At 62.8% G+C, this 17,185-nt stretch carries 27 protein-coding genes; 2 read left to right on the top strand and 25 right to left on the bottom strand.

Annotated features, from left to right (window positions below):
- Window positions 1-85: 85 nt before the first annotated feature.
- The 25 genes from rplO to rpsL all read right to left on the bottom strand — a co-directional run bounded on the left by rplO (window position 86) and on the right by rpsL (window position 14,730).
- Entirely contained in the window at window positions 86-553 is a 468-nt protein-coding gene (rplO, locus tag Q0897_RS01120; protein ID WP_299307073.1) for a 50S ribosomal protein L15, read from the bottom strand.
- 190 nt (window positions 554-743) lie between these two features.
- Window positions 744-923 carry a 50S ribosomal protein L30 gene (gene rpmD, locus Q0897_RS01115; RefSeq protein ID WP_299307072.1) on the bottom strand — a complete coding sequence of 60 codons (180 nt, stop codon included), beginning with the start codon at window positions 921-923 and terminating at the stop codon, window positions 744-746.
- Between the two features lie 6 nt (window positions 924-929).
- Complete coding sequence (rpsE, locus tag Q0897_RS01110) at window positions 930-1,715, bottom strand: 30S ribosomal protein S5 (RefSeq protein ID WP_299307071.1); 786 nt, start codon at window positions 1,713-1,715, stop codon at window positions 930-932.
- Window positions 1,715-2,059, bottom strand: coding sequence for a 50S ribosomal protein L18 (rplR, locus tag Q0897_RS01105; protein ID WP_202083665.1), 345 nt, complete (start codon window positions 2,057-2,059; stop codon window positions 1,715-1,717). The genes rpsE and rplR overlap by 1 nt, the downstream gene beginning before the upstream one ends.
- Window position 2,060: 1 nt before the next feature.
- On the bottom strand, window positions 2,061-2,594 hold the full coding sequence (gene rplF / locus Q0897_RS01100) for a 50S ribosomal protein L6 (protein ID WP_299307070.1): 534 nt from the start codon (window positions 2,592-2,594) through the stop codon (window positions 2,061-2,063).
- Complete coding sequence (rpsH, locus tag Q0897_RS01095; RefSeq protein WP_202083661.1) at window positions 2,594-2,989, bottom strand: 30S ribosomal protein S8; 396 nt, start codon at window positions 2,987-2,989, stop codon at window positions 2,594-2,596. The genes rplF and rpsH overlap by 1 nt, the downstream gene beginning before the upstream one ends.
- An 11-nt stretch (window positions 2,990-3,000) precedes the next feature.
- Entirely contained in the window at window positions 3,001-3,306 is a 306-nt protein-coding gene (gene rpsN, locus Q0897_RS01090) for a 30S ribosomal protein S14 (RefSeq protein WP_202083659.1), read from the bottom strand.
- 27 nt (window positions 3,307-3,333) lie between these two features.
- On the bottom strand, window positions 3,334-3,912 hold the full coding sequence (rplE, locus tag Q0897_RS01085) for a 50S ribosomal protein L5 (RefSeq protein WP_299307069.1): 579 nt from the start codon (window positions 3,910-3,912) through the stop codon (window positions 3,334-3,336).
- A complete protein-coding gene (gene rplX, locus Q0897_RS01080) occupies window positions 3,905-4,225 on the bottom strand; it encodes a 50S ribosomal protein L24 (RefSeq protein WP_299307068.1) in 321 nt (106 codons plus the stop codon). The genes rplE and rplX overlap by 8 nt, the downstream gene beginning before the upstream one ends.
- The gene (gene rplN / locus Q0897_RS01075) at window positions 4,225-4,593 is read right to left on the bottom strand and encodes a 50S ribosomal protein L14 (RefSeq protein ID WP_202083652.1); all 369 of its coding nucleotides are present in this window, start codon (window positions 4,591-4,593) and stop codon (window positions 4,225-4,227) included. Before rplN ends, rplX begins: the two co-directional genes overlap by 1 nt.
- A 70-nt stretch (window positions 4,594-4,663) precedes the next feature.
- Window positions 4,664-4,945 carry a 30S ribosomal protein S17 gene (gene rpsQ / locus Q0897_RS01070; protein WP_202083650.1) on the bottom strand — a complete coding sequence of 94 codons (282 nt, stop codon included), beginning with the start codon at window positions 4,943-4,945 and terminating at the stop codon, window positions 4,664-4,666.
- 10 nt (window positions 4,946-4,955) lie between these two features.
- A complete protein-coding gene (rpmC, locus tag Q0897_RS01065) occupies window positions 4,956-5,165 on the bottom strand; it encodes a 50S ribosomal protein L29 (RefSeq protein ID WP_202083647.1) in 210 nt (69 codons plus the stop codon).
- A gap of 17 nt (window positions 5,166-5,182) precedes the next feature.
- Window positions 5,183-5,617, bottom strand: coding sequence for a 50S ribosomal protein L16 (gene rplP, locus Q0897_RS01060; protein ID WP_202083645.1), 435 nt, complete (start codon window positions 5,615-5,617; stop codon window positions 5,183-5,185).
- 24 nt (window positions 5,618-5,641) lie between these two features.
- Window positions 5,642-6,337 (bottom strand): 30S ribosomal protein S3, encoded by a 696-nt coding sequence (gene rpsC, locus Q0897_RS01055; RefSeq protein WP_202083643.1) that lies wholly within the window; start codon window positions 6,335-6,337, stop codon window positions 5,642-5,644.
- Between the two features lies 1 nt (window position 6,338).
- Entirely contained in the window at window positions 6,339-6,719 is a 381-nt protein-coding gene (gene rplV, locus Q0897_RS01050) for a 50S ribosomal protein L22 (RefSeq protein WP_202083641.1), read from the bottom strand.
- Complete coding sequence (gene rpsS, locus Q0897_RS01045) at window positions 6,719-6,994, bottom strand: 30S ribosomal protein S19 (RefSeq protein WP_299307067.1); 276 nt, start codon at window positions 6,992-6,994, stop codon at window positions 6,719-6,721. Before rpsS ends, rplV begins: the two co-directional genes overlap by 1 nt.
- Window positions 6,995-6,997: 3 nt before the next feature.
- Window positions 6,998-7,834 carry a 50S ribosomal protein L2 gene (gene rplB, locus Q0897_RS01040; protein WP_202083629.1) on the bottom strand — a complete coding sequence of 279 codons (837 nt, stop codon included), beginning with the start codon at window positions 7,832-7,834 and terminating at the stop codon, window positions 6,998-7,000.
- A gap of 10 nt (window positions 7,835-7,844) precedes the next feature.
- Window positions 7,845-8,153 (bottom strand): 50S ribosomal protein L23, encoded by a 309-nt coding sequence (locus Q0897_RS01035; RefSeq protein ID WP_202083627.1) that lies wholly within the window; start codon window positions 8,151-8,153, stop codon window positions 7,845-7,847.
- Complete coding sequence (gene rplD, locus Q0897_RS01030) at window positions 8,146-8,772, bottom strand: 50S ribosomal protein L4 (protein ID WP_299307066.1); 627 nt, start codon at window positions 8,770-8,772, stop codon at window positions 8,146-8,148. Before rplD ends, Q0897_RS01035 begins: the two co-directional genes overlap by 8 nt.
- Before the next feature lie 2 nt (window positions 8,773-8,774).
- Window positions 8,775-9,641 (bottom strand): 50S ribosomal protein L3, encoded by an 867-nt coding sequence (rplC, locus tag Q0897_RS01025; protein ID WP_299307065.1) that lies wholly within the window; start codon window positions 9,639-9,641, stop codon window positions 8,775-8,777.
- A gap of 183 nt (window positions 9,642-9,824) precedes the next feature.
- Window positions 9,825-10,136, bottom strand: a complete 312-nt coding sequence (gene rpsJ, locus Q0897_RS01020) for a 30S ribosomal protein S10 (protein ID WP_202083623.1) — start codon at window positions 10,134-10,136, stop codon at window positions 9,825-9,827.
- Between the two features lie 175 nt (window positions 10,137-10,311).
- Complete coding sequence (tuf, locus tag Q0897_RS01015; RefSeq protein ID WP_299307064.1) at window positions 10,312-11,502, bottom strand: elongation factor Tu; 1,191 nt, start codon at window positions 11,500-11,502, stop codon at window positions 10,312-10,314.
- Window positions 11,503-11,593: 91 nt separating this feature from the next.
- Window positions 11,594-13,687, bottom strand: a complete 2,094-nt coding sequence (gene fusA, locus Q0897_RS01010; RefSeq protein ID WP_299307063.1) for an elongation factor G — start codon at window positions 13,685-13,687, stop codon at window positions 11,594-11,596.
- A 137-nt stretch (window positions 13,688-13,824) separates the two neighbouring features.
- On the bottom strand, window positions 13,825-14,295 hold the full coding sequence (rpsG, locus tag Q0897_RS01005) for a 30S ribosomal protein S7 (protein ID WP_202083619.1): 471 nt from the start codon (window positions 14,293-14,295) through the stop codon (window positions 13,825-13,827).
- 63 nt (window positions 14,296-14,358) lie between these two features.
- Complete coding sequence (rpsL, locus tag Q0897_RS01000) at window positions 14,359-14,730, bottom strand: 30S ribosomal protein S12 (protein WP_127611038.1); 372 nt, start codon at window positions 14,728-14,730, stop codon at window positions 14,359-14,361.
- A gap of 516 nt (window positions 14,731-15,246) precedes the next feature.
- On the opposite strand from rpsL, the gene Q0897_RS00995 reads away from it, so the two are divergent.
- On the top strand, window positions 15,247-16,119 hold the full coding sequence (locus Q0897_RS00995; protein WP_299307062.1) for a hypothetical protein: 873 nt from the start codon (window positions 15,247-15,249) through the stop codon (window positions 16,117-16,119).
- 89 nt (window positions 16,120-16,208) lie between these two features.
- The gene (locus tag Q0897_RS00990; RefSeq protein WP_299307061.1) at window positions 16,209-17,177 is read left to right on the top strand and encodes a hypothetical protein; all 969 of its coding nucleotides are present in this window, start codon (window positions 16,209-16,211) and stop codon (window positions 17,175-17,177) included.
- Window positions 17,178-17,185 lie beyond the last annotated feature (8 nt).

Here is a 17,185-nt window from a genome sequence, read left to right as displayed (position 1 = left end):
GCTCCTGCGTCGCGGCGCCCAGAGTTCGGCCGACATAGACGCATGAACGAACCGGCCCGGAAGCGCCCGGACCGGTTGCAGGACCTTACTTGGCCGCTTCGGGCGTCTCGACCGAGCCGCCCAGCTTTTCGACCGCTTCACGCGCGCCCTTCGACGCACCTGCGACCTTGAACTGCGCCTTTGCGGTCAGTTCGCCCTTGGCGAGGAGGCGGACGCCGTCCTTGCCGCCGCGTGCGAGACCGGCGGCCTTCAGCGCAGCATGATCGATCACGCTGCCTGCATCGAGCTTGCCGGCGTCGATGAACTTCTGGATCATGCCCAGGTTCACTTCGGCATAATCCTTGCCGAACGGATTGTTGAACCCGCGCTTCGGCAGACGCATGTGGAGCGGCATCTGACCGCCTTCGAAGCCCTTGACGGCGACGCCCGAACGGCTCTTCTGGCCCTTCTGGCCACGGCCGCTGGTCTTGCCCTTGCCGGAGCCGATACCGCGGCCCACGCGCATGCGGGACTTGCGGGCACCGTCGTTGTCACGAATTTCATTCAATTTCATAATCTGCACTCGCTTTCGCTTTGATTCGCGCTGTCGGCCCCCGAAGGAACCGTCGGAAGTGGGCGCCTTAGCCATAGCGCGGGGAAATGTCACCCCCCGCGCCAAAGGATTGTCGCCACGGAATTGTTGCCTTCACGAAAAAGGCCGGGCAACGCGTGCCCGGCCTTTCAATCGTCATCTCTGGCGTCGATCAATCGACGATCTTCACCAGATGCGGGATCTTCGCGATCGCGCCGCGAACCTCGGGCGTGTCCTGACGCTCGACAATGCGATGCATCTTGCCCAGCCCCAGACCGACAAGGATCTTCTGCTGCGATTCGGGACGGCGGATCGGCGAACCGGTCTGCTTGATCTTGATGGTATTGGCCATGCTCGCTTACTCCACGACTGCCGCGGCTTCGGCTTCCGCCTCGGCCTCGGTCGATCCGCCACGGCCCAGCAGGTCGGCGACCTTCTTGCCGCGACGCTGCGCCACCGATTTCGGCGACGACTGGTTCGTCAGCGCCGAGAATGTCGCGCGGATCATGTTGTAGGGATTGGACGTACCGACCGACTTGGTCACGACGTCGGCAACGCCCAGGCTTTCGAACACGGCGCGCATCGGACCGCCCGCGATGATGCCCGTACCGGCCGGGGCCGTGCGGACATTGACCTTGCCCGCACCGAAACGGCCCTTGCCGTCATGGTGAAGCGTGCGGCCTTCCTTGAGCGGAACGCGAACCATCGTCTTCTTCGCGGCGGCGGTCGCCTTGTTGATCGCCTCGGGTACTTCGCGGGCCTTGCCCTTGCCGAACCCGACCCGGCCCTTGCCGTCGCCGACCACGACCAATGCCGCGAAACCGAAGCGCTTGCCGCCCTTCACCGTCTTGGACACGCGGTTGATGTGGACGAGCTTTTCGATCAGCTCCTCACCATCGTCGTTGTTGCCACGACCGCCACGACGGTCGTCACGCCCGCCGCGACCACGACCGCGGCCACCGCCACGCTCGTTGCCGCCGCGATCGTTGCGTCCGCCGCGACCACGCTGTTCGCGCGGCTGCGAGGGATCGCCGGCTGCGGGCGACTGATTGTCGGCCGCCTCGGTGCTTACCGTCGTCGGCGTGGGCGTGCTGCCCGCGTTGTCGACCTTGGTCGCTTCGTTGTTGTTTTCGTCAGCCATCATCAGAACTCCAGCCCGCCTTCGCGTGCGGCGTCGGCCAGCGCCTTGACGCGGCCATGGAAAAGGAAACCGCCACGGTCGAACACCACGGACGTCACGCCCGCCTTCTTGGCGGCGGCGGCAATATCCTTGCCCACCTGAGCGGCGGCATCGGCCGTTGCGCCGGTCGACTTGCCATTGAGCGTCGATGCCGCGGCCAGGGTCCGGCCCTGCGCATCATCGATGACCTGGGCATAGATGTGGCGCCCGGTGCGGTGCACCGAGAGACGCGGGCGGCCATTGCCACGCTCGCGCAGCGCGGTGCGGACCCGGCGGCGGCGACGTTCGAAAAGGGAAAGCTTTGCCATCTTACTTCTTCTTCCCTTCCTTGCGGAAGACATACTCGCCGCGATATTTGATGCCCTTGCCCTTGTAGGGTTCGGGCTTGCGCCAGCGGCGGATCTCGGCGGCGAACTGGCCGACGGCCTGCTTGTCGATGCCGCTGATCTCGATCGTGGTCTGATCGGGGGTCTTCACCTCGACACCCTCGGGCACGTCGAGATCGACGTCGTGGCTGAAACCGAGCTGCAGCTTGAGCTTGCGCCCCGAAGCCTGTGCACGATAGCCGACGCCATTGATCTCGAGAACCTTGGTGTAACCCTCGGTGACGCCCTCGACGAGGTTGGAAACCAGCGTCCGCTGCATGCCCCAGAAAGCCCGTGCTTCCTTGGAATCGTTCGCAGGCTGCACGGAGATTTCGCCCTCACGCACTTCGTAGGAAATGTTGTCGGCCAGTCCGAGGGTCAGCGTGCCCTTGGGCCCCTTCACCGTCAGCACGTCATCGGCGATCTTCGCCTCGACATTGCTGGGCATGGGGACGGCGCGTTTACCGATGCGGCTCATCAGAACACCTCCGCAAGCACTTCGCCGCCGACGTTCTCGTTGCGCGCTTCGGCATCCGAAAGCACGCCACGCGGCGTCGAGACGATGGTGATACCAAGACCGCCACGCACGCTCGGAAGCTCCTTGCTGCCCGAGTAGATGCGGCGGCCCGGCTTGGACACGCGGGCGACATGCTTGATCGCAGGTTCGCCTTCGAAATATTTCAGTTCGATCCGCAGCGCCTTGTGCTTGCCGGTTTCGTCTTCGCTATAACCACGGATGTAGCCTTCGCGTTCGAGAACCGAGAGAACATTCGCGCGCAGCTTGGACGCGGGCGAAAGGACGGAATCCTTCTTCGCCTGCTGGCCGTTGCGGATACGGGTGAGCATATCACCCAGGGGATCGGTCATTGCCATCGTTCAGATCCTCACCAGCTCGACTTGGTTACGCCCGGGATCATGCCCTTGTTGGCAAGATCGCGCAGTTCGATACGGTTTAGACCGAACTTGCGGTAATAACCACGCGGGCGACCGGTGGTCGTGCAGCGGTTGCGGATGCGCGTCGGGTTACCGTTGCGCGGGATTTCGGCCATCTGAAGCCGCGCGATCCAACGCTCCGATTCCTCGAGCGATTCGTCGTCCGCGATAGCTTTCAGCTTCGCGTATTTCGCAGCATATTTCAGAGCGAGCTTCTTGCGACGCTCGTTCTTGTTGATGGAACTCAGTTTCGCCATGGACTTAAGCTCTCTTTCCGGGGCGGCTCACGCCGCCTCCTTCTTGTCCTGCTCTTCGGCAGGGAACGGGAAACCGAACAGGCGCAGCAGCTCGTGCGCTTCCTCGTCGGTCTTGGCAGTGGTGGTGACGATGATGTCCATCCCACGCACCGTTTCGATCTGGTCGTAGCTGATCTCGGGGAAGATGATCTGCTCCTTGATGCCCATCGCGTAATTGCCGCGCCCGTCGAAGCTCTTCGGGTTCAGGCCGCGGAAGTCGCGGATGCGCGGCATCGCGATGGTGACCAGACGGTCGAGAAATTCGTACATGCGTTCGCGGCGCAAGGTGACCTTGCAACCGATCGGCATGTCTTCGCGCAGCTTGAACTGTGCGATCGACTTCTTCGCCTTGGTGATGACGGGCTTCTGCCCGGCAATGAGCTCCATCTCGGCAGCGGCGGTCTGGACCTTCTTCTTGTCCTGGCTCGCCTCGCCGACGCCCATGTTGAGCGTGATCTTCTCGATCCGGGGAACCTCGAAGCCGTTCTTGTAGCCGAACTTCTCGGTCATCGCCTTGACGATCTCGTCGTCGTACTTGGCGCGGAAACGGGGGGTATAATCAGCCATCGATCTTCTCTCCGGACTTGACGGCGACACGCACCTTCTTGCCGTCCTGCTCTCCAAAGCGGACGCGGGTGGGCTTGCCATCCTTCGGGTCGGCGACGGCAACCTTGGAGATCGCCATCGGCGCGGGGTTGCGGTCGATGCCGCCCTGCGGGTTCGCCTGCGTCGGCTTGCGGTGGCGGGTGGCGACATTCACGCCGTCCACGAGCACCTTGCCGTCCTTCGGCATGACCTGCAGCACGGTGCCGGTCTGGCCCTTGTCCTTGCCGGACAGGACGACGACGCTGTCACCCTTCTTGATCTTTGCAGAAGCCATTACAGCACCTCCGGAGCCAGGCTGACGATCTTCATGAAACCGCGTCCGCGCAGTTCGCGCACGACGGGGCCAAAGATACGCGTGCCGATCGGCTCTTCGTTCTTGTTCACCAGCACGGCGGCATTGCCGTCGAAACGAATGACGCTGCCGTCGGGACGGCGCACATCCTTGCGGGTGCGGACGATCACGGCACGGTGCACGTCGCCCTTCTTCACCTTGGCCCGCGGCTGCGCTTCCTTCACGGAGACGACGATGACGTCGCCAACGCTCGCGGTGCGCCGCTTCGAGCCGCCCAGCACCTTGATGCACTGGACGCGCTTGGCGCCGCTGTTGTCAGCGACATCCAAGTTGGATTGCATCTGGATCATGGATCCGGTTCCTTCTCAATTGGCTTGCCGGAACGATGTGTCCGGCAGTTCCACAAACTTGTCTAACGCCTCAGGCGCTTTCGGAGAGATCCGCCTCGACGGCCTCACCCTTGCCGGCGACGATGCGGTCGATGACGCGCCATGTCTTCAGCTTGGACATGGGCTTGGTCTCTTCGATCCGCACGACTTCGCCGGGCTTGTAGGCGTTCTCTTCGTCGTGTGCATGATATTTCTTCGAACGACGGATGATCTTCCCGTAAAGGGGATGCTTCACCTTGCGCTCGACATTGACCACGACGGTCTTGTCGGTCTTGTCGGACACCACGGTGCCGGTCAGGATACGTTTGGGCATCGGTGTTTCCTCAAGCCTGCGCTTCGGCCGAACGCGTGCGTTCGGTCTGAAGCGTCTTGATGCGGGCGATATCGCGGCGAACTTCCTTGATCCGCGCCGGACGCTCGATCTGGTTGGTCGCAGCCTGGAAACGGAGGTTGAACGCCTCGCGCTTCAGCTCAGCGAGATCGGACGAAAGCTGGTCGTCGGTCTTCCCGCGAAGATCTTCAATCTTTGCCATATTCTCGACTTCCCTACTTATTCGCCGCCAAGGTGCGAGCTGTCGCCGAGGCGGGCAACGACCTTGGTCTTGATCGGCAGCTTCATTGCGGCGCGTTCGAACGCTTCGGCCGCGAGCGGACCGGCAACGCCGTCCAGCTCGAACAGGATGCGGCCCGGCTTCACGCGAGCGGCCCAGTATTCGACCGAACCCTTGCCCTTGCCCTGACGGACTTCGGCAGGCTTCTTCGACACCGGAACGTCCGGGAACACGCGGATCCACAGACGACCCTGGCGCTTGATGTGGCGCGTGATCGCGCGGCGGGCCGCCTCGATCTGGCGCGCGGTGATCCGCTCGGGTTCCATCGCCTTCAGGCCATAGGACCCGAAGTTCAGCGTCGTGCCGCCCTTGGCCGTGCCATGGATCTTGCCCTTGAACGCCTTGCGGAACTTGGTCTTTTTCGGTTGCAGCATGTTATCTACTCAGCTCCCAAGCTCTCAGCGTGCCGGACGGACGCCGGAAGTCTGGGCTTCCATCATCAGGCGGTCCTGCGCCATCGGATCGTGGCCGAGGATCTCGCCTTTGAAGATCCAGCACTTGATACCGATGATGCCATAGGCGGTCAGCGCCTCGGCATCGGCGTAATCAACGTTCGCGCGCAGCGTGTGCAGCGGAACCCGACCTTCGCGATACCATTCGACGCGGGCGATCTCGGCACCGCCAAGACGGCCGCCGCAGGTGATCTTGATGCCCTCGGCGCCGAGACGCAGCGCGGACTGCACCGCGCGCTTCATCGCCCGGCGGAACGCAACGCGGCGAACCAGCTGATCGGCGATGCCCTGCGCGACGAGCTTGGCGTCGATTTCCGGCTTGCGGATCTCGACGATGTTCAGCTTGACCTCGCTCGACGTCATCTTCGACAGCTTCGAGCGCAGCTTCTCGATGTCAGCGCCCTTCTTGCCGATGATGACACCGGGGCGGGCGGCGTAGATCGAGATGCGGCACAGCTTGGCCGGACGCTCGATCACGACCTTCGAAATGGCCGCCTGCGGAAGCGTATCGACGATATACTTGCGGATCTCGATGTCTTCCTTGAGCAGCTGACGGTAATCGCCGCCTTCGGCGTACCACCGGCTGTCCCAGGTGCGGTTGATCTGCAGGCGCAGGCCGATCGGATTGCTTTTCTGACCCATCTTACGCCTCTTCTTCCTGCTCGCGAACCACGATGCGCAGCCGGCTGAACGGCTTCAGGATGCGGGTGCTCTTGCCCCGACCGCGCGTGTGGAAACGCTTCATGGTGATCGACTTGCCGACGCTCGCCTCGGCGACGACGAGAGCGTCGACGTCGAGATTGTGGTTGTTCTCGGCATTGGCGATGGCCGATGCGAGAACCTTCTGCGCGTCGCGCGCCATCGCCTTGTTCGAAAAGGAGAGGATGTTCAACGCATCCTCGGCCTTCTTGCCGCGGATCAGGCCGGCAACGAGGTTCAGCTTCTGCGCGGAACCACGAATGGTGGTGCCCACGGCCAGAGCCTCGTTGTCGCCTACGCGGCGGGGAGCGGATTGCTTGCCCATCAGCGCTTGCCCTTCTTGTCAGCGGCGTGGCCCGGGAAGCTGCGCGTGGGCGCGAATTCACCGAGCTTGTGCCCAACCATGTCCTCACTGACGGACACGGGAATAAACTTGTGGCCGTTATAGACGCTGAACGTCAGGCCGACGAACTGCGGCAGGATCGTCGAACGACGCGACCAGGTCTTGATCGCACCCCGGGTTGCGCCGTCCCGCGCAGCCTCGGCCTTCTTGAGAAGGTGAAGATCGACGAAGGGGCCTTTCCAGACGGAACGTGCCATGGCTTACCTCTTCTTCTTCGCGTGGCGAGAACGGATAATCATCTTGTCCGTCTGCTTGTTCTTGCGGGTACGAGCACCCTTGGTCGGCTTGCCCCACGGGGTCACCGGATGACGACCACCGGAGGTCCGGCCTTCACCACCGCCGTGCGGGTGGTCGACCGGGTTCTTGGCCACACCACGCGTCAGCGGGCGACGACCCATCCAGCGCTTGCGACCGGCCTTCGCCAGGGTCTGGTTCGAATTGTCGGGGTTCGAAACCGCCCCGACCGTGCCCATGCAATCGCCGCGCAGGTAACGCTGCTCGCCCGAGTTCAGGCGGACGATCACGAGACCGCGGTCACGACCGACGACCTGTGCGTAGGTGCCTGCCGAACGGGCGATCTGCCCGCCCTTGCCCGGCTTCATCTCCAGGTTGTGGCAGATGGTGCCGACCGGCATGGTGGACAAGAGCATGGCATTGCCGGGCTTTGTGTCCGCCTTCTCCGATGCGACAACCGTGTCGCCAACGGCGAGACGCTGCGGCGCGAGGATATAGGCCTGCTCGCCGTCCTCGTACTTCACCAGCGCGATGAACGCCGTGCGGTTCGGATCGTATTCGAGGCGTTCGACCGTGGCAGGCATGTCCCACTTGCGACGCTTGAAGTCGATATAGCGGTACTTCTGCTTGTGACCGCCGGCGATCCCGCGCGAGGTCACATGCCCCTTGTTATTACGGCCGCCGGTCTTGCGCTTGCCTTCGGTCAGACCCTTGACCGGGCGACCTTTCCAGAGCGCCGACTTGTCGACGAGGACGAGGCCGCGGCGTGCCGGGCTCGTCGGTTTATAGTTCTTGAGTGCCATGTTCCGCGCCTCAGATCCCGCTGGTGACGTCGATGGACTGGCCTTCGGCCAGCGTCACGATCGCCTTCTTCATGTCGGTGCGCTTGTAGGGCTTGCCCTTCCAGCGCTTCGTCTTGCCCTTCTGGACGACGGTGTTCACATTCGTGACCTTCACGTCGAACAAAGCCTCGACGGCCGCCTTGATCTCGGGCTTCGTCGAGCTGTCCGCGACCTTGAAGACCACGGCGTTATGCTCCGACAACAGCGTCGATTTCTCGGTAATGTGCGGCGCGACGATCACGTCGTAATGCCGCACGTCGATGTCCTGCTGCTTAGCCATTGAACCGCGCCTCCAGCTTTTCGACAGCGGACTTCGTCAGCACCAGCGTGTCGTGGTTCAGAATGTCATAGACATTGGCGCCGATCGCGGGGAGCACGTCCACCCCGATCAGGTTGCCCGATGCCTTGCGGAAGCCTTCATCGACGCTTTCGCCATCGATGACGAGCACCTTGCGGCCAAAGCCCAGCTTCTCGAAATTCGACAGCAGAACCTTCGTCTTGGCGTCCTTCATCTCGAGGCTGTCGAGAACGACGATATTGTCGTTCTGCGCCTTGGACGAAAGCGCCATCTTCAGGCCGAGCGCACGGATCTTCTTGGGAAGCGAGATATCGAAATCCCGCTTGCGAGCGCCGTGCGCCTTGCCGCCGCCGGTGAAGATCGGCGCCTTGCGATCGCCGTGACGCGCGGTACCGCCGCCCTTCTGATTGCCGTACTTCTTGCCGGTGCGCGCAACGTCCGAACGCTCACGCGTGGGACGGGCGGTGCCGCGACGGTTTTCAAGCTGCCAGGTGACGACACGGTGCAGGATGTCTGCGCGCGGCTCAACACCGAACACGGCATCCGACAGCTCGACGTCGCCATTGGCCTTGCCCTCGAGGGTCTTAACATTGACCTTCACGATCAGGACTCCTTGGCTGCACCGTCGGACGTGCCGGCGGTGGTGTCATTGCTCAGCGTATCGGCGCCGGCTTCCTGCTCGTTCAGCAGCTTTGCCTGCTGCTCGGCATCGACCTCGGGAACGACAGCGTGCTCGGCGGCCGTCTCGACCATGCCGGCATCGGCTTCCTGGTGATCGGGATGCGTGGCCTTCTTCTCCAGAAGCGCGCCGGGGAACGGAGCGCCTTCGGGAAGCGGAAGCTTCACCGCGTCCTGCACGATCAGCCAGCCATTCTTCGCGCCAGGGACCGAGCCCTTGACGAAAAGCAGCCCGCGGTCGGCGTCGGTACGCACGATTTCGAGATTTTGCTGCGTGCGCTGACGGTCGCCCATGTGGCCGGCCATCTTCTTGTTCTTGAAGACGCGGCCCGGATCCTGGCGGTTACCCGTCGAACCGTGCGAACGGTGCGAGACGGAAACGCCGTGCGTCGCGCGCAGACCTCCGAAGCCCCAGCGCTTCATCGCGCCGGCAAAGCCCTTGCCCTGCGTGTGGCCGGTGATGTCGACCTTCTGCCCGGCAATGAAATGCTCGGCAGAAATCGATGCGCCAACGGGCAGCAGGCCGTCTTCGCCGTCGAGACGGAACTCGGCGAGCTTCATCTTGAGGCCGACCTCGGCCTTCGCGAAATGCTCGCGCTGCGGCTTGGCAACGTTCTTCTGCTTCGCTTCGCCGGCACCGAGCTGCACCGCGACATAGCCGTCGCGGTCGAGGGTGCGGTGCGAAACAACCTGACAATCTTCCAACGCCAGGACCGTCACCGGAACATGCCGGCCGTCCTCTTGGAAAAGGCGGGTCATCCCCACCTTTTTGGCGATCACGCCAGTGCGCATGATCAAATCTCCTTACAGAGGCCTGCCGGACCATCCGGCAGGCTTGATCGGCCCAATCTGTCATGCGTCGCCCCGTCCGGGCCGATGTGCTTCACGAATGAAGCGAGACGGGGGACGCAGCCCGAGCGATTGCCCGGCGGTATCCCGAAGTCTTCGCCCCCGGTTATCCCGGAGACCGGAAAATCAAGCGAGCTTGATTTCCACGTTCACGCCAGCGGCCAGGTCGAGCTTCATCAAAGCATCGACGGTCGAGGCGTTCGGCTGCACGATGTCGAGCAGACGCTTGTAGGTGCGAACCTCGAACTGCTCCCGCGACTTCTTGTCGATGTGCGGACCGCGGTTCACGGTGAACTTCTCAATACGCGTCGGCAGCGGAATGGGGCCACGAATGAGGGCGCCGGTGCGACGCGCGGTTTCTGCGATTTCGCCAGTTGCCTGGTCGAGAACGCGGTGATCGAACGCCTTGAGGCGAATACGAATATTCTGAGCTTCCATTTCCAACTACCGATGCGAAAGAGCCGGGAATGACAAATGCCATTCCATAACAAAGAAAGAACCGCCCCACCTCTCCATCGCCATACCCCGAAGGTTTCTGACGTGGGAAGGGGCGGCCCTTCCGAAAATTCCGGTCGACCGAATCTGTTAAGACCCGGTCGATGGAGTGCCTATATTACTTCGTGATCGTGCTGACAACCCCCGAACCGACGGTCCGGCCACCTTCGCGGATTGCGAAGCGGAGACCCTCGTCCATGGCGATCGGTGCGATCAGCTTGACTGAGATCGTCACGTTGTCGCCCGGCATCACCATTTCGGTGCCCTCGGGAAGGATCACTTCGCCGGTGACGTCGGTGGTGCGGAAGTAGAACTGCGGACGATAGTTCGCGAAGAACGGGGTGTGACGGCCGCCCTCGTCCTTCGACAGGACGTAGACTTCGGCGCTGAACTCGGTGTGCGGCGTGATCGAGCCGGGCTTGCAGAGAACCTGCCCACGCTCCACGTCGTCACGGGCAACACCGCGAACCAGAGCACCGATGTTGTCGCCAGCTTCACCCTGGTCGAGCAGCTTGCGGAACATTTCGACGCCGGTAACGGTCGTCTTCGCGGTGTCCTTGAGGCCGACGATCTCGACTTCCTCACCAACCTTCACGATGCCGGTTTCGACGCGGCCGGTCACAACCGTACCACGACCCGAGATGGAGAACACGTCCTCGACCGGCATCAGGAATGCCTGGTCGACCGGGCGCGCCGGCTGCGGGATGTAGTCGTCGACAGCCTTCATCAGCTCAAGGATCTTTTCCTTGCCGATGTTGTCGTCACGACCTTCGAGCGCGGCAAGAGCCGAGCCGGCAACGATCGGAATATCGTCGCCCGGGAAGTCGTAGCTGGACAGCAGCTCACGGATTTCGAGTTCGACGAGCTCGAGCAGCTCTTCGTCGTCTACCTGGTCAACCTTGTTCATGAACACGACCAGAGCCGGCACGCCGACCTGACGTGCGAGCAGGATGTGCTCGCGGGTCTGCGGCATCGGGCCGTCGGCAGCGTTCACCACGAGGATCGCGCCGTCCATCTGCGCCGCACCGGTGATCATGTTCTTCACATAGTCGGCGTGGCCGGGGCAATCGACGTGCGCGTAGTGGCGTGCGTCGGTTTCATATTCGACGTGTGCGGTCGAAATGGTGATGCCGCGCTCACGCTCTTCGGGAGCCTTGTCGATGTTCGCGAAATCGACGGCGGTGCCGCCCGACGTTTCGGCGAGCACCTTGGTGATCGCAGCGGTCAGCGTGGTCTTGCCGTGGTCGACGTGACCGATGGTGCCGATGTTGCAGTGCGGCTTGTTCCGCTCAAATTTAGCTTTCGCCATGATGTAAAACCTCTGTTCGTCTGATTTAAATTGACTGCGGGAAAGACGGCACCCGCTGAATCAGGCGCCGCCCCTAGACCGAACCTGCCGCTTAGGCAAGCTTCTCCTTCACCTCGGCCGCGACATTTGCCGGAACTTCGTCGTAGTGCGAGAACTGCATCGAGTACTGCGCACGCCCCTGCGTGAAGGAACGAAGCTCGTTGACGTAGCCGAACATGTTCGCCAGCGGCACGAAGGCATCGACCGCCTGTGCGATACCGCGGGTGTCGGTACCCTGAATCTGGCCGCGACGCGAATTGAGATCGCCGATCACGTCACCAAGGTAATCCTCGGGCGTGATGACCTCGACCTTCATGATGGGCTCCAGCAGCTTGATGCCTGCCTTCTGCGCCACGTCGCGCATTGCGCCGCGACCCGCGATTTCGAACGCCACGGTGGACGAGTCGACATCGTGATACGCGCCGTCGACCAGCTTGATCGTGAAGTCGATGATCGGGAAGCCGACGAGATAGCCGCTTTCGGCCTGCTCGCGGAAACCCTTTTCAACGGACGGGATATATTCGCGCGGAATATTGCCGCCCTTGATCTCGTCGCTGAAGACGACGCCCTGGCCGCGTTCACCGGGGGTGACGACGACCTTGACGCGGCCGAACTGACCGGAGCCGCCCGACTGCTTCTTGTGGGTGTAGTCGACTTCGACTTCCTTGGCGAGCGACTCGCGATACGCCACCTGCGGCGCACCGACGTTCGCCTCGACCTTGAACTCGCGCTTCATGCGATCGACGAGGATGTCGAGGTGAAGCTCACCCATGCCCTTGATGATCGTCTGACCCGATTCGTGGTCGGTCGTCACGCGGAACGAGGGATCCTCGGCAGCCAGACGATTGAGCGCGACGCCCATCTTTTCCTGGTCGGCCTTGGTCTTGGGTTCCACCGACAGCTCGATGACGGGCTCGGGGAATTCCATACGCTCGAGGATGATCGGCGAGGACGATGCGCACAGCGTGTCGCCCGTCGTCGTTTCCTTCAGACCCGCAATCGCGACGATATCGCCGGCAAACGCCTCATCGATGTCTTCGCGGTTGTTGGAATGCATCAGCAGCATGCGGCCGATCTTTTCCTTCTTGTCCTTCACCGAGTTCAGCACCGAACCCTTGGCGAGCTGTCCGGAATAGATGCGCGTGAAGGTCAGCGTGCCGACGAACGGATCGTTCATGATCTTGAACGCGAGCGCCGAGAACGGTGCATCGTCGCTCGACGGACGGGTTTCTTCCTTGTCGCTGTCGGGGAGCACGCCGCGAATGGCGGGCACGTCGACCGGCGAGGGCATGTAATCGACGACGGCGTCGAGCAGGGGCTGCACGCCCTTGTTCTTGAACGCCGAGCCGCAGATCACGGGCACGAATGCCTGCGCCAGCGTACCCTTGCGGATCAGGCGCTTGAGCGTCGCCGCATCGGGCTCCTGCCCTTCGAGATAGGCTTCCATCACGTCATCGTCCTGCTCCACGGCAGTCTCGATGAGCTTCTCGCGATATTCGGCAGCCTTATCGGCGAGGTCGGCCGGGATGTCGACATAGTTGAACGTCGCGCCCAGACCGTCGTTTTCCCAGACGATGCCGCGATTGTTCACGAGATCGACAACACCCTGCAAGTCCGCCTCTGCTCCGATCGGGAGATACAGAACAAGCGGGGTCGCGCCGAGACGTTCGACGATAGAATTGACACAGTAATAGAAGTCGGCGCCGGTGCGGTCCAACTTATTGATGAAGCACATCCGCGGAACTTTGTACTTGTCCGCCTGGCGCCACACGGTTTCCGACTGCGGCTCAACGCCGGCAACGCCGTCGAATACTGCGACAGCGCCGTCGAGCACGCGGAGCGAACGCTCGACTTCAATCGTGAAGTCGACGTGGCCGGGCGTGTCGATGATGTTGATGCGGTGCTTGGGGCCTTCGCCGTCTTCGGCCGACCAGAAGGTCGTCGTCGCGGCGGAGGTGATCGTGATGCCGCGCTCCTGCTCCTGCTCCATCCAGTCCATCGTCGCGGCGCCGTCGTGGACTTCGCCGATCTTGTAGGACTTGCCGGTGTAGTAGAGGATGCGTTCGGTCGTCGTGGTCTTGCCGGCGTCAATATGCGCCATGATGCCGATATTGCGATAGCGTTCCAGCGGATATTCGCGGGCCATGAGAGTTTCCTCGGGTGCAATGGGTGGGCGGCCTGCGGTGGCCGGACCTGCCCCATATAGTTATGAATGTGACCGGCGGAAGACACGGCGGAGACCATCCGCCATGCCTATCCACCGTTTCGCCTTATCGGCGCGTGTTACCAGCGGTAATGGCTGAACGCGCGGTTGGCGTCGGCCATGCGGTGCGTGTCTTCGCGCTTCTTCACCGCATTGCCGCGATTGTTCGACGCGTCCATCAGCTCACCCGAAAGGCGGGCGGCCATGGTCGTTTCGGGGCGGTTGCGCGCCGCGGTGATGAGCCAGCGAATGGCCAGCGCCTGCGCACGCTCGGGACGAACCTCGACCGGGACCTGGTAGGTGGCACCGCCGACGCGGCGGCTGCGGACCTCGATCTGCGGCATGATGTTGTTCAGCGCATCGTGGAACAGCTGCACCGGGTCGGTCTTGGCGCGGGTCTCGACGGTTTCGAGCGCACCATAGACGATCGATTCGGCGGTCGACTTCTTGCCGTCGTACATGAGGTTGTTCATGAACTTCGACAGGATCTGGTCACCGAACTTGGGATCGGGCAGGATGACGCGCTTTTCGGGGCGACGACGACGTGACATGTTTCAATAACTCCTGAAAAGAGCAGCCGGGGGCACGGGCACGCGGCCCGTACCCCGCGCGGCTTACTTCGGACGCTTGGCGCCGTATTTCGAACGGGACTGCTTGCGATCCTTCACGCCCTGCGTGTCGAGAACGCCGCGCAGCACGTGGTAGCGCACGCCGGGAAGGTCGCGGACACGGCCGCCGCGGATCAGCACGACGGAGTGTTCCTGAAGGTTGTGGCCTTCGCCCGGGATGTAGGTGATGACTTCGCGGCCATTGGTCAGGCGCACCTTGGCCACCTTGCGAAGCGCGGAGTTCGGCTTCTTCGGGGTGGTGGTGTAGACACGGGTGCAAACGCCGCGCTTCTGCGGGTTTGCTTCCATGGCCGGAACCTTGGACTTCGCCTTTTGCGGCACGCGGCCCTTGCGGACCAGCTGGTTGATCGTCGGCATAATCTCTTCCTCGTTTCCGACGGGAGGTTTCCCGCCGGTTTACGCCCTCCCCCGCGCGTTTCGGCGGATGGGAAAGGGCAATTTCCTTCCTGTTGCGCGCCGCCCGCCAAGGGGGACGATGCGCCGCAATCCTTCGCCTGCATGGCAAGGCATGCGCGGTATGCGGAGATGTTGGTTTCGGTGGTTCACGTCACGCGCCAAAACGGCGGTGTATAAAATACGCCGCCCGACGCCGTTCGGTGAGCCGAAAAACACTCCACCCCGGCACAAGGCCCGCAGGGTTACTTTGACGGATATTCGCGCAGGCGCGCGCCTCACCGGCAATGTTCAGCTCTATGTGGGTTGGACGAATCCAACGCTTCGTGCGCCGCGCCTAGGGGAGAATTCGGGCGGGGTCAAGGGGTTGGCCTGTGCGACGCGGCGGCGTTTTTGTCGGATGGTCGCGCGAATGCCGCTTGCCGAACGGTGTGCTTTGGATCAATGGGCGAATCCGAAACGGGTCGAGGATGTCCATACATGCGTTCAATTGTTGCATTGGTGTCGATTGCATTGAGCGCGGCGCCTGCGATGGCCGACGAACCGATCGTGCTGACCTCCTCCACCGCCTGGCAACTCGAATATGCCGAGAACAAATGCCGGCTTAGCCGCGTTTTCGGTGAGGATGGCAACAGGTCGGTCTTTATCATCGACAAGGATTCGCCCGGCAAGCTGTTGTCATGGATAGTGGCGAGCCCTTCGCTTGTGCGTTTTCGGCAGGACCGGGAAAGCGCAAGCCAATTCGGCCCCACGTTCGAGCCTGTCGTTAAAAATGCGACGCCATTGCTTTTCAAAGGGTATGGCCAAGCCTTCATGAGCGAGGGGTACAGGCCCATGAAGGATCATGCGGATGTGACGTCGTCCGGCCTTGCGAAGACGGAAGCCCCCGAAACGCTTGGCGAGGTCGGGAAGCACATCGAATGGTTCCAGATTTCGCAGGGGAAACGAACGGTCCGGTTCGATCTCGGCGGCATGGGCGCCCCCTTTGCGGCCCTTGCCAACTGCGCCGATGATTTGATGATCAGCTGGGGGCTCGACCCCAGGGAACTGGAAGCCGTTCATACGCCGGCCGGGATGGTGAACATGGAAGAGTTCGCCCAGAAGGTTCAGCGTCGTTATCCGGCGACGGCGGGTGAGCGCGGACTGGGTGCGATTTTCAATATGAAAATCGTGGTCGACGAACAAGGCAAGATTGTGTGGTGCAAGATGTTCGCGCAAACCAAGGCCGAAGGCTTCGACGACGCCGCCTGTGCGATCGCGATGGAAGATTTGATCCTCGAACCGGCACGAGACAAGGATGGCAAGCCGGTGAAATCGCTCTTGAATAGTAAGATAACCTATTTCTCGAAGTGAGATTCCGGTCCGCCGCCCGCAGCTTTTATTTTCCTACACCCCCTCCCCCCGCCTAACCCCGCTCCCCCTCATCAACGGCGGAGCGTGTCATGGTCGATCTTTCCTTTACCCCGGCGGTGCAGAAGAAGCGGCGCAAGCTCGATGCGGAGACGCAGCGGCAATTCATCGCGGCGCTGGCCCGGTGCGGGTTCGTCGGCGATGCGGCGGCCGAGATCGGCGTGAGCGTGGCGGCGCTGCACAAGCTGCGATACCGCGACGGGGCAGAGGAATTTCGCGCGGCGTGGGACCGGGCGCGGCTGTGCGATACGGCGCGTGATGCACGGCTGGCGCGGCGGCGGGGGATCGTTCGCGTGCATGATGGCGGGGACGGCGATGGCGGGGCGGCGGGCTATCGCGTGATCGGCGGCGCGGAGAGGGACGAACCGCTGCATTGCCGGTCGGCGCGGCCTTCGCGGCGGACGAGCCATGTCGCCTTTACCACCGAGGAGCCGGAGCCGGGCGATCCGCTGCTCGATTTCGCGCCGTTCGTGCATCCCCGTCCCCGTCGCAACTCGATCACCCCGGACCGCCAGCGCCGCTTTATCGCCGTGCTTGCCGCCACGGGCAGCGTCACGCAGGCCGCGCGGCGCATCGGGGCGAGTGTCGAGGCGCTTTATACGTTACGCGCACGCAAAGGCGCGGAAGGGTTTGCCGCCGCGTGGGAGCGCGCCGTCGATTGCGGGATTGCGAGGCTGGAGGACACGGCGCTCACCCGCGCGATCGAGGGGGAGGCCCGGCCCATCGTGTCGGGCGGCGCGATCATCGGCGAGTGGCGGCGGCATAACGAGGCGCTGGTCATGTTCATGCTGCGCCATCGCCGCGCGCATCGCTATGGCGAGGCCGCGATGCCGCGGCCCGGCGACCCGGTTTACGAAACGCTCAAACAGCAATGGCGCGCGGAGGCGTTCGGCGACGAGGACGCGGTGCGCGCGCGGATCAATGCGAAGCTCGACCTCATGCGCGAGAGGATGGAGGCGGGACGGCATCTGCTGTCCCCTCCCCCGGCGCAGGGACGGTAAGGCGCACC

The organism is uncultured Croceicoccus sp. (assembly GCF_947496385.1).
Taxonomy (GTDB): Bacteria; Pseudomonadota; Alphaproteobacteria; order Sphingomonadales; family Sphingomonadaceae; genus Croceicoccus.
This window is presented reverse-complemented; position numbering and strand designations above follow the sequence as displayed.

Coding starts and splice junctions, on each gene's coding strand:
- rpsQ (WP_202083650.1), bottom strand. CDS start 4,945: ATGCCCAAACGTATCCTGACCGGCACCGTGGTGTCCGACAAGACCGAC.
- rpsH (WP_202083661.1), bottom strand. CDS start 2,989: ATGGCAATGACCGATCCCCTGGGTGATATGCTCACCCGTATCCGCAAC.
- Q0897_RS01035 (WP_202083627.1), bottom strand. CDS start 8,153: ATGGCTAAGCAGCAGGACATCGACGTGCGGCATTACGACGTGATCGTC.
- fusA (WP_299307063.1), bottom strand. CDS start 13,687: ATGGCCCGCGAATATCCGCTGGAACGCTATCGCAATATCGGCATCATG.
- rpmD (WP_299307072.1), bottom strand. CDS start 923: ATGGCCAATACCATCAAGATCAAGCAGACCGGTTCGCCGATCCGCCGT.
- rplE (WP_299307069.1), bottom strand. CDS start 3,912: ATGGCTGATTATACCCCCCGTTTCCGCGCCAAGTACGACGACGAGATC.
- rplR (WP_202083665.1), bottom strand. CDS start 2,059: ATGGCAAAGCTTTCCCTTTTCGAACGTCGCCGCCGCCGGGTCCGCACC.
- rplX (WP_299307068.1), bottom strand. CDS start 4,225: ATGGCTTCTGCAAAGATCAAGAAGGGTGACAGCGTCGTCGTCCTGTCC.
- tuf (WP_299307064.1), bottom strand. CDS start 11,502: ATGGCGAAAGCTAAATTTGAGCGGAACAAGCCGCACTGCAACATCGGC.
- rplN (WP_202083652.1), bottom strand. CDS start 4,593: ATGATCCAGATGCAATCCAACTTGGATGTCGCTGACAACAGCGGCGCC.
- rplP (WP_202083645.1), bottom strand. CDS start 5,617: ATGCTGCAACCGAAAAAGACCAAGTTCCGCAAGGCGTTCAAGGGCAAG.
- rplO (WP_299307073.1), bottom strand. CDS start 553: ATGAAATTGAATGAAATTCGTGACAACGACGGTGCCCGCAAGTCCCGC.
- rpmC (WP_202083647.1), bottom strand. CDS start 5,165: ATGGCAAAGATTGAAGATCTTCGCGGGAAGACCGACGACCAGCTTTCG.
- rpsJ (WP_202083623.1), bottom strand. CDS start 10,136: ATGGAAGCTCAGAATATTCGTATTCGCCTCAAGGCGTTCGATCACCGC.
- rpsE (WP_299307071.1), bottom strand. CDS start 1,715: ATGATGGCTGACGAAAACAACAACGAAGCGACCAAGGTCGACAACGCG.
- rpsL (WP_127611038.1), bottom strand. CDS start 14,730: ATGCCGACGATCAACCAGCTGGTCCGCAAGGGCCGCGTGCCGCAAAAG.
- Q0897_RS00995 (WP_299307062.1), top strand. CDS start 15,247: ATGCGTTCAATTGTTGCATTGGTGTCGATTGCATTGAGCGCGGCGCCT.
- Q0897_RS00990 (WP_299307061.1), top strand. CDS start 16,209: ATGGTCGATCTTTCCTTTACCCCGGCGGTGCAGAAGAAGCGGCGCAAG.
- rpsC (WP_202083643.1), bottom strand. CDS start 6,337: ATGGGTCAGAAAAGCAATCCGATCGGCCTGCGCCTGCAGATCAACCGC.
- rpsS (WP_299307067.1), bottom strand. CDS start 6,994: ATGGCACGTTCCGTCTGGAAAGGCCCCTTCGTCGATCTTCACCTTCTC.
- rpsG (WP_202083619.1), bottom strand. CDS start 14,295: ATGTCACGTCGTCGTCGCCCCGAAAAGCGCGTCATCCTGCCCGATCCC.
- rplB (WP_202083629.1), bottom strand. CDS start 7,834: ATGGCACTCAAGAACTATAAACCGACGAGCCCGGCACGCCGCGGCCTC.
- rpsN (WP_202083659.1), bottom strand. CDS start 3,306: ATGGCGAAACTGAGTTCCATCAACAAGAACGAGCGTCGCAAGAAGCTC.
- rplC (WP_299307065.1), bottom strand. CDS start 9,641: ATGCGCACTGGCGTGATCGCCAAAAAGGTGGGGATGACCCGCCTTTTC.
- rplF (WP_299307070.1), bottom strand. CDS start 2,594: ATGAGCCGCATCGGTAAACGCGCCGTCCCCATGCCCAGCAATGTCGAG.
- rplV (WP_202083641.1), bottom strand. CDS start 6,719: ATGGGCAAGCAATCCGCTCCCCGCCGCGTAGGCGACAACGAGGCTCTG.